Origin of the sequence: Desulfovibrio sp. OH1186_COT-070 (assembly GCF_003860215.1) — a bacterium.
In the GTDB taxonomy this organism is placed as follows: Bacteria; Desulfobacterota; Desulfovibrionia; order Desulfovibrionales; family Desulfovibrionaceae; genus Desulfovibrio.
The window spans coordinates 34,057-40,514 of sequence record NZ_RQYH01000020.1 but is presented as its reverse complement, the minus strand read 5'-3'; the positions used below and the strand labels follow the sequence as shown (position 1 = coordinate 40,514).

Annotated in this window: 7 protein-coding genes and 1 pseudogene; all 8 read left to right on the top strand. The window is 59.0% G+C overall.

What is annotated here, in order from left to right; genetic code table 11:
- Positions 1 to 219: 219 nt before the first annotated feature.
- Positions 220 to 438: pseudogene (locus EII23_RS07890) on the top strand (IS5/IS1182 family transposase); the annotation flags it as partial.
- A gap of 126 nt (positions 439 to 564) precedes the next feature.
- Positions 565 to 1,122 (top strand): CDP-diacylglycerol--glycerol-3-phosphate 3-phosphatidyltransferase, encoded by a 558-nt coding sequence (gene pgsA, locus EII23_RS07885; RefSeq protein ID WP_124792846.1) that lies wholly within the window; start codon positions 565 to 567, stop codon positions 1,120 to 1,122.
- On the top strand, positions 1,119 to 1,373 hold the full coding sequence (locus EII23_RS07880; protein ID WP_124792841.1) for a hypothetical protein: 255 nt from the start codon (positions 1,119 to 1,121) through the stop codon (positions 1,371 to 1,373). Before pgsA ends, EII23_RS07880 begins: the two co-directional genes overlap by 4 nt.
- Positions 1,373 to 1,681: a septum formation initiator family protein gene (locus tag EII23_RS07875; protein ID WP_124792840.1), complete on the top strand. Its 309-nt coding sequence runs from the start codon at positions 1,373 to 1,375 to the stop codon at positions 1,679 to 1,681. Before EII23_RS07880 ends, EII23_RS07875 begins: the two co-directional genes overlap by 1 nt.
- On the top strand, positions 1,678 to 2,601 hold the full coding sequence (locus EII23_RS07870) for a hypothetical protein (RefSeq protein ID WP_124792839.1): 924 nt from the start codon (positions 1,678 to 1,680) through the stop codon (positions 2,599 to 2,601). The genes EII23_RS07875 and EII23_RS07870 overlap by 4 nt, the downstream gene beginning before the upstream one ends.
- Before the next feature lie 64 nt (positions 2,602 to 2,665).
- Entirely contained in the window at positions 2,666 to 4,147 is a 1,482-nt protein-coding gene (locus EII23_RS07865; RefSeq protein ID WP_260424643.1) for a hypothetical protein, read from the top strand.
- Positions 4,148 to 4,219: 72 nt separating this feature from the next.
- The gene (fbp, locus tag EII23_RS07860; RefSeq protein ID WP_124792838.1) at positions 4,220 to 5,224 is read left to right on the top strand and encodes a class 1 fructose-bisphosphatase; all 1,005 of its coding nucleotides are present in this window, start codon (positions 4,220 to 4,222) and stop codon (positions 5,222 to 5,224) included.
- A 98-nt stretch (positions 5,225 to 5,322) separates the two neighbouring features.
- Positions 5,323 to 6,420: a tRNA (adenosine(37)-N6)-threonylcarbamoyltransferase complex transferase subunit TsaD gene (gene tsaD / locus EII23_RS07855; protein WP_124792844.1), complete on the top strand. Its 1,098-nt coding sequence runs from the start codon at positions 5,323 to 5,325 to the stop codon at positions 6,418 to 6,420.
- The last annotated feature ends 38 nt before the right edge of the window (positions 6,421 to 6,458 follow it).

Genomic DNA, 6,458 nt, shown 5'->3' with positions numbered 1-6,458 from the left:
TGTCACAAATATCGTGTCGTCGATGTGCGCGCATAGCTTCTCCTGTCATGCAGGAAGAGGTGTTATCATACTATTCATAGTTTGACGACACTATCTAAGGAGTAAGAAAAAAGTCCAAAATTTTCGCGAGTTGTGGTATGAAGATGTTGCACAACCTCTTACACACAAGGGGATTTTGGATTTGAGTCACCTGTAGTAATTCAAATTATAGACAAGGTTGTTGAGTCCGGCTGTCAGCCCGTCATCCCACCCGGAAAAAATCGCAAGGAGCAGCGGGACTATGACAAAGCTCTATACCGTGTACGCCACTTGGTCGAGAATGCCTTTCCTTACCTCAAGAGATGGCGCGGCATCGCTACGCGCTACGCAAAACGAAGCCTTTCCTTCCTTGCCGCCGTGCAAATCAGGTGCATCTCATTGTGGGCAACAACAATTTGATGACACTATCTAGACGCTCGTTACGGAACTTCATGATTTTCTTCTTTTCTCTCTTTTTCTTTTATGATAGGCAAACAAAAATATGTGTTACGCAGATTGAAAAAACAAGGCCAGATGATCGAAACGATGTGGAATCTTGCGAACAAATTGACGCTTTTGCGCATCCTGATGACTCCTCTGGTGGTTCTGCTGCTGTACTTTGAGGGGCCGGTCACCTGTGTGCTGGCGGCGCTGGCCTTCATTTTTGCTTCTGTCACGGACTGGGCGGACGGGTATGTTGCCCGGCGCTCCAATACGGTCACCAGCATGGGCAAGTTTCTTGATCCTTTGGCGGACAAGGTGCTCATCTGTTCCGTGCTCATCATGCTCGTCAAGCTGGGCTGGGCACCGGCCTGGGTGGTTATTGTGATTGTCTGCCGCGAGCTGGTGGTCACCGGCCTCAGGGCCATTGCCATGGACGAGGGCATTGTGCTGGCCGCCGACAGGGTGGGCAAGGCAAAGACCGTTTTGCAGATGTTCGCCGTGGTTCCCCTGATGCTGCACTATCCGCTGTGGGGGATGGATCTGCGTCTTCTGGGGGAAGTGCTGCTCTATCTTGCCCTGTTGCTCGCGCTTTTCTCCGGCGGCAGATATTGTTATGATTTTTATGGCAGCACACGCCCTGCCGGTGGAAATGCGCCATGAATGCCCTGCAGATTCGCCTCAAAAACTGTATCCAGACCATTCTGGAACTGGAGCCGGAAGAAATCTCCCACGACGGGCGCAGGCATTTTGCCCCGGAAATGCGCGCCCTTGAGGGGTATCTGGCGCAGGTTGAACGGATGGCGCTGCACGAGGACGATGTGCGCCGGATGGAAAGCGCCACCGACACCTTTCTGGCAGAACTGCGGGTTGTCCGCAAAGAGAATGTCTGCCCCAAGAGATTGTTGCAGTGATGTTCTGGCGATCTCTTCTGCTCATTGTTGTGGCGCTCATCAACGTGGTTCTTTTCGGGCGGATGGTCTGGGGGCCCACCGGCCTTGTGGAGTACCGCACGCTCAAGGCCCAGCATGCCGGGCTTGAAAAGGAAATTGCCGACCTTGACAGGGACAATCTGGCCTTGAGCCGCGAAATCCGGCTCTTGCAGTCGGACAGTCGGTATATGGAAAGGGTCATTCGTCAGCGTCTGCACTATGTACGGGACAATGAAATCCTGTATCTTTTTGGCACTACGGCAAAACCCGTTGGGAGCCCTGATCTATGACGGAAAAAATTGAATGGTACAAAGAGGTTCTGAGCCTGGAGCCCGCTTCCAAGATTTTTTTTCCACTGGCCAGGCTTCTGGTTGAAGAGCACAGGGAAGACGAGGCAATTTCCGTTCTGGAGCAAGGGCTTGTGCGTCACGAAGAATTTCTGGAAGCCCGTCTTTTTCTCATTGACATTCTGTACCGCTTGGGGCGTCGGGAGGCCTGCGATGCGCAGGTCGCCCGGTTGGGAACCATGTTTGCCTCCTATGCCGGATTCTGGCAGGCATGGGCTGCCTGCCTGAATGCCTCCGGCCTCTCCCCGGACGCTGCGGCAGTTCTGCGCTTTCTGGCATTGAGTTTTTCGCGCGGGCCTGTTGCCTTGCACGAGGTTCTTGAGCGGGGCATTGCGGCCAGCATGCCGCCTTCGCCAGCGCTGTCTCCGGAACCGTGCCCAGCGCCTGAAGAAATGCAGACCGATGCCGTGCCCCTCCTGTCGGACGACGCCTTTCCCGCAGCGCCGTTTGCGGAAGCCGAGGGAGCAGCAGGCGGCATGGAATGCGCGGAGGAGGAAGAAATTTTTCCGCCCGCAGCCATTGTTGTGCCGGAGGCTGCCGGGGACGACGGGGAAGGATCTGCAGAAGGGGATGAGGGGGAAGAAAATTTCTCCCTGCGTACCCGCTCCATGGCGGAAGTCCTGGCGGAGCAGGGCGACATTCGGGGCGCTCTGGATATTTATCATGAGTTGGCAGCAGCGGCGGTGGATCCCGGTGAAAATGCGGATCTGCGTCAACGCATCACGACGCTGAACGCCCGCCTGGGCAACTCTGCGGACGAGCAGGCCCCGGATCCCTTTCAGGCATCGTCAAGCGGCAAGGACAAGCTCATCAGCATGCTGGAGGCACTGGCCGAACGGGTGGAAGCCAGGGCACAGACATAAGGATTTTTTTGCGCGGCCTGTCGGACAGTCTGTGGCTGCGCTTTTTTCGTGAGGGAGATGTGTAGTGGTAAAATCATGCGTGCGGTTTTTGTCTTCCCTGATGTTGTGCGTTGTCCTGACAGCGGGCTGCAGTTCGTACCAGCCGACCAAGAACGTCTGGAAGGGCACCAAGGAATTGTGGAATACCTATGTCAGCCCTCCGGCCAGTGTGGATTTTGAGGAAAAGGGCAATCTTTCTCCGCAGGGGTTTGCCCTGACGCACGGCATGATGGGCATTGATGTGGAACTTGGTCGACTCGAGCGGGCCATGCTCAATGCGGACAAGCCCCCGACCCAGGAATGGGTTTCCGGTTTTCTTGGTTCGTTTCCCTGGTTGAGCGGTTTTGCCGGAGTCAAGTACGACGGGACGATCCTCGGGCAGGAGCCTGCCGGTTCACTCAAGCAGCTGGATTTCATCCCCCTGCTGTATGAAGACAAAAAGCAGAGCACCCGCGCCCTGCGCGCGGATGCGCAAAATACGCCTCTGGGGCCGGAAGTGCTTTTGGCATCCCCCCTGTACGATGGGGTGGATTTTCTGGGGGTTGTGGTCGCGCATTTTGACATGCGCACCCTCATGCAGTACTCCCGCACGCCGGAAGATATTGTCATCCTGTCTCCGTACGCCCTTCTCTGGCCCGGCAAGTACGATTTTGCGTCCACGCCGCTGGCCGGAGTCAACTGGGAAGAAACGGTGCTCAAGAGTTCGTCCGGAACGTGCACCAATGCTGCGGGCACCTTTTACTACCTTGTGCGGTATCTGGGCAATCTGCCGCTGGTTTTCGCGGTGCCCCAGTCGGGAAGCTTCCCCGAAGGAAGCGGGGATGTGGCGCAGGGGCTTGCCTTTTTCCCCGCAGAGCGCGAAAAGCTGCCGCCGCCTCCGCAGCCGGAGCGTGCGCCAAAACCCGATATGACTGCTTTGGGCCTGGACATGCCGGACAGTTCTGCTCCGGCCGGGGAAGCCCCGATGGTTCGGGCGTCCGGCCCGGCGCACGAGATCCGGCCCGGTAGCCGGGACAGTGTGCTCCTGCGCGAGGGCAGGGGAGAAAAAGCCGGAACGCCCGAACGGCGACTGGAAGGTGAAAACGTGCCCGCGCGGCGCGTTGCGCGGCCGGCAAGCTCCCCCAAAAGAGAAAGGGCCACACCGCCGACAGGCTTGAGCCTGCCGGAAGATCCGGACATGCCCGTGCTGCCCGGCGGGCGTCCCAGTCCTTTCGGACCGCGTGACGACAGCGCTTCCAGCGCTCCTGCCGGGGAAAGAGGGCCGATTCCGGATGCTGACCGTGGTCAGGATGTTGAAAATACCCCGGCCCTGGGCACGCTGCCCGGCGGGCGTCCCAGCCCCTTTGGCCCCGGAGAAGAAACTCCGAAACCGTCCGGAGATACTCCGGAAAGCGGCGCGGCCAGAGAAAAGGCCGCCAGTGATATGGCCGGGGAATCTGCACCCGCGCCAGAGCCGCCAGCCACATTGCCCGATGGGCGTCCCAGCCCCTTCGGGCCGAGAGACTGATGTGATGCCCGCGCCGCTTTTTCGGCGGCGCGGGTTTTTTGCGGGACAGGCTCAAATCGCAAGGAGTCCGCCATGACAGACGTTACGGTAACGGAACATCTGCTTTTGCATCAAAAGCGCACCCCCCAGGCCACGGGACAGTTCACGGGACTCCTGCACGACCTCATTCTTTCCGGGAAAAGCATTTCCCGCCGGATCAACAAGGCCGGCCTGCTGGATATTCTGGGGGGAACCGGCGAGGTGAACGTGCAGGGCGAGAATGTGCAGAAACTGGACGCCATTGCCAACCGGATCATGAAATACCGCATGGAGCGGTGCGGCGCCCTGTGCGCCATGAGCTCGGAGGAAGAGGTTGACCTGATCCGCGTCAGCCCGGAATTTCCGCGCGGTGACTACATTCTTATTTTTGACCCCCTGGACGGATCGTCCAATATTGACGTGAACATCAATGTGGGTACCATTTTTTCCATTCTGCGCCGCCCGGAGGGGCGGAGCGGGGATGTGGACATTCAGGAAGTTCTGCAACCGGGAACCCGGCAGGTGGGTGCGGGGTATATTTTGTACGGTCCTTCCACCATGCTGGTGCTCAGCACGGGACAGGGCGTGCACGGCTTTACCCTTGACCCCGGCGTGGGCGAGTTTCTGTTGTCGCATCCCGACATGCGCATTCCCCGGCAGGGCAGCATTTATTCCGTCAACGAAGGCAACAGGGAAAACTGGGACGCGCCAACGCGGGAGGCCGTGGAGTGGTTTCACACCTGCAAGACCCCTGGGGGAGAAAATTACTCGGCCCGCTATGTGGGCGCCCTGGTTGCCGATTTTCACCGGACGCTGCTCAGCGGCGGCATCTACATGTACCCTCCGGACAAGCGCAAACCCGAGGGAAAATTGCGGCTCATGTGTGAAGCCAACCCGCTCGCCTTTCTGGCGGAGCAGGCGGGTGGTCTGGCCAGTGACGGCCGTGGCCGTATTCTTGAGCGCATTCCCTCCCACCTGCACGCCCGCACCCCCCTGTTCATCGGTTCGCCTGTGGATGTGGAAGCTGTGGAAAAAATGTACGCTGGCCATGCCCGGTAATCGGCGAAAGCCGGGACGGTACTGCCAATTTTTTCCGCTTTGTGCCGCAGGCTGCGGGAAAAAGACTTTTGCCCCGATGCAAGGATGATGTGGCGCAAATGCTTTGTCTCGGCATTGAAACATCATGTGACGAAACAGCCCTCGCTCTGGTGGAAGATGGCGTTCTTGTGGCGTCTGTGCTGGCCAGCCAGGCAAAAATGCACGCCCTTTTCGGGGGGGTGGTTCCGGAACTGGCCTCCCGCGAGCACTACAGGTATGTCGGGCCGCTGTTTGACGAGCTGATGGCCCGCAGCGGCAAAACTGCCGCTGCCATTGACCTGGTCGCTGTGGCGCGCGGCCCCGGCCTTTTGGGCAGCCTGCTGGTGGGAGTGGCCTTTGCCAAAGGCTTGGCGCTGGGGCTGGGGGCGCGCTTTCTGGGGGTCAACCATCTGCACGCGCATCTGCTGGCGGCGGGATTGGAGGGGGAGTTGTCGTTTCCGGCGCTGGGGGTGCTGGTTTCCGGCGGGCATACGCATCTCTGCCGCATGGAATCTCCCTGGAAATTTGTGGATATTGGCCGCACGCTGGACGATGCCGCTGGAGAAGCCTTTGACAAGCTGGGCAAGATATTGGGCTTGCCCTATCCCGCCGGACGCGCCATAGACGCTCTGGCCCGGGAAGGGGTGGCTGATCCGGGGCTTTTTCCGCGCCCGTATCTGGATAACGACAATCTGGACTTCAGTTTCAGCGGTCTGAAAACAGCGGCCGCTGCCCATGTGGCGCGGAATCCCGTCCTCTCCCCCCCCCTTTCCGGGCCGCTTTGCGAAAAAGCGGAATCTGGCGCAGCAGACAATATGCAGACTCTGAGAGACTGCTGTGCGTCTTTTTCTCTGGCGGTGGTCGACACACTGTGCGCCAAGGCACGGCGCGCCCTTGACAGAAATTCTGATCTGAAGACGCTGGTTCTCGCCGGAGGGGTTGCCGCCAACTCGCTGCTGCGCCAGAGAATGGGCGATCTCATGCGCGAGCGGGGAGGGACAGCGTGCATTCCGCCAGCACATCTGTGTACAGACAATGCCGCCATGATCGCCTATGCCGGGTGGCTGTTGGGACGGGAGGGGTTTTCGCATCCGTTGAGCATGGAAACCATCCCGAGAGGGCGAAAAGTTCCCGATGACATGGTGAGGCAAGCCACGCCGGGCCGGAGAGTATCTTGACAGTTGTCCCATTGGTATCTACTCTCCTCAAACGCAGG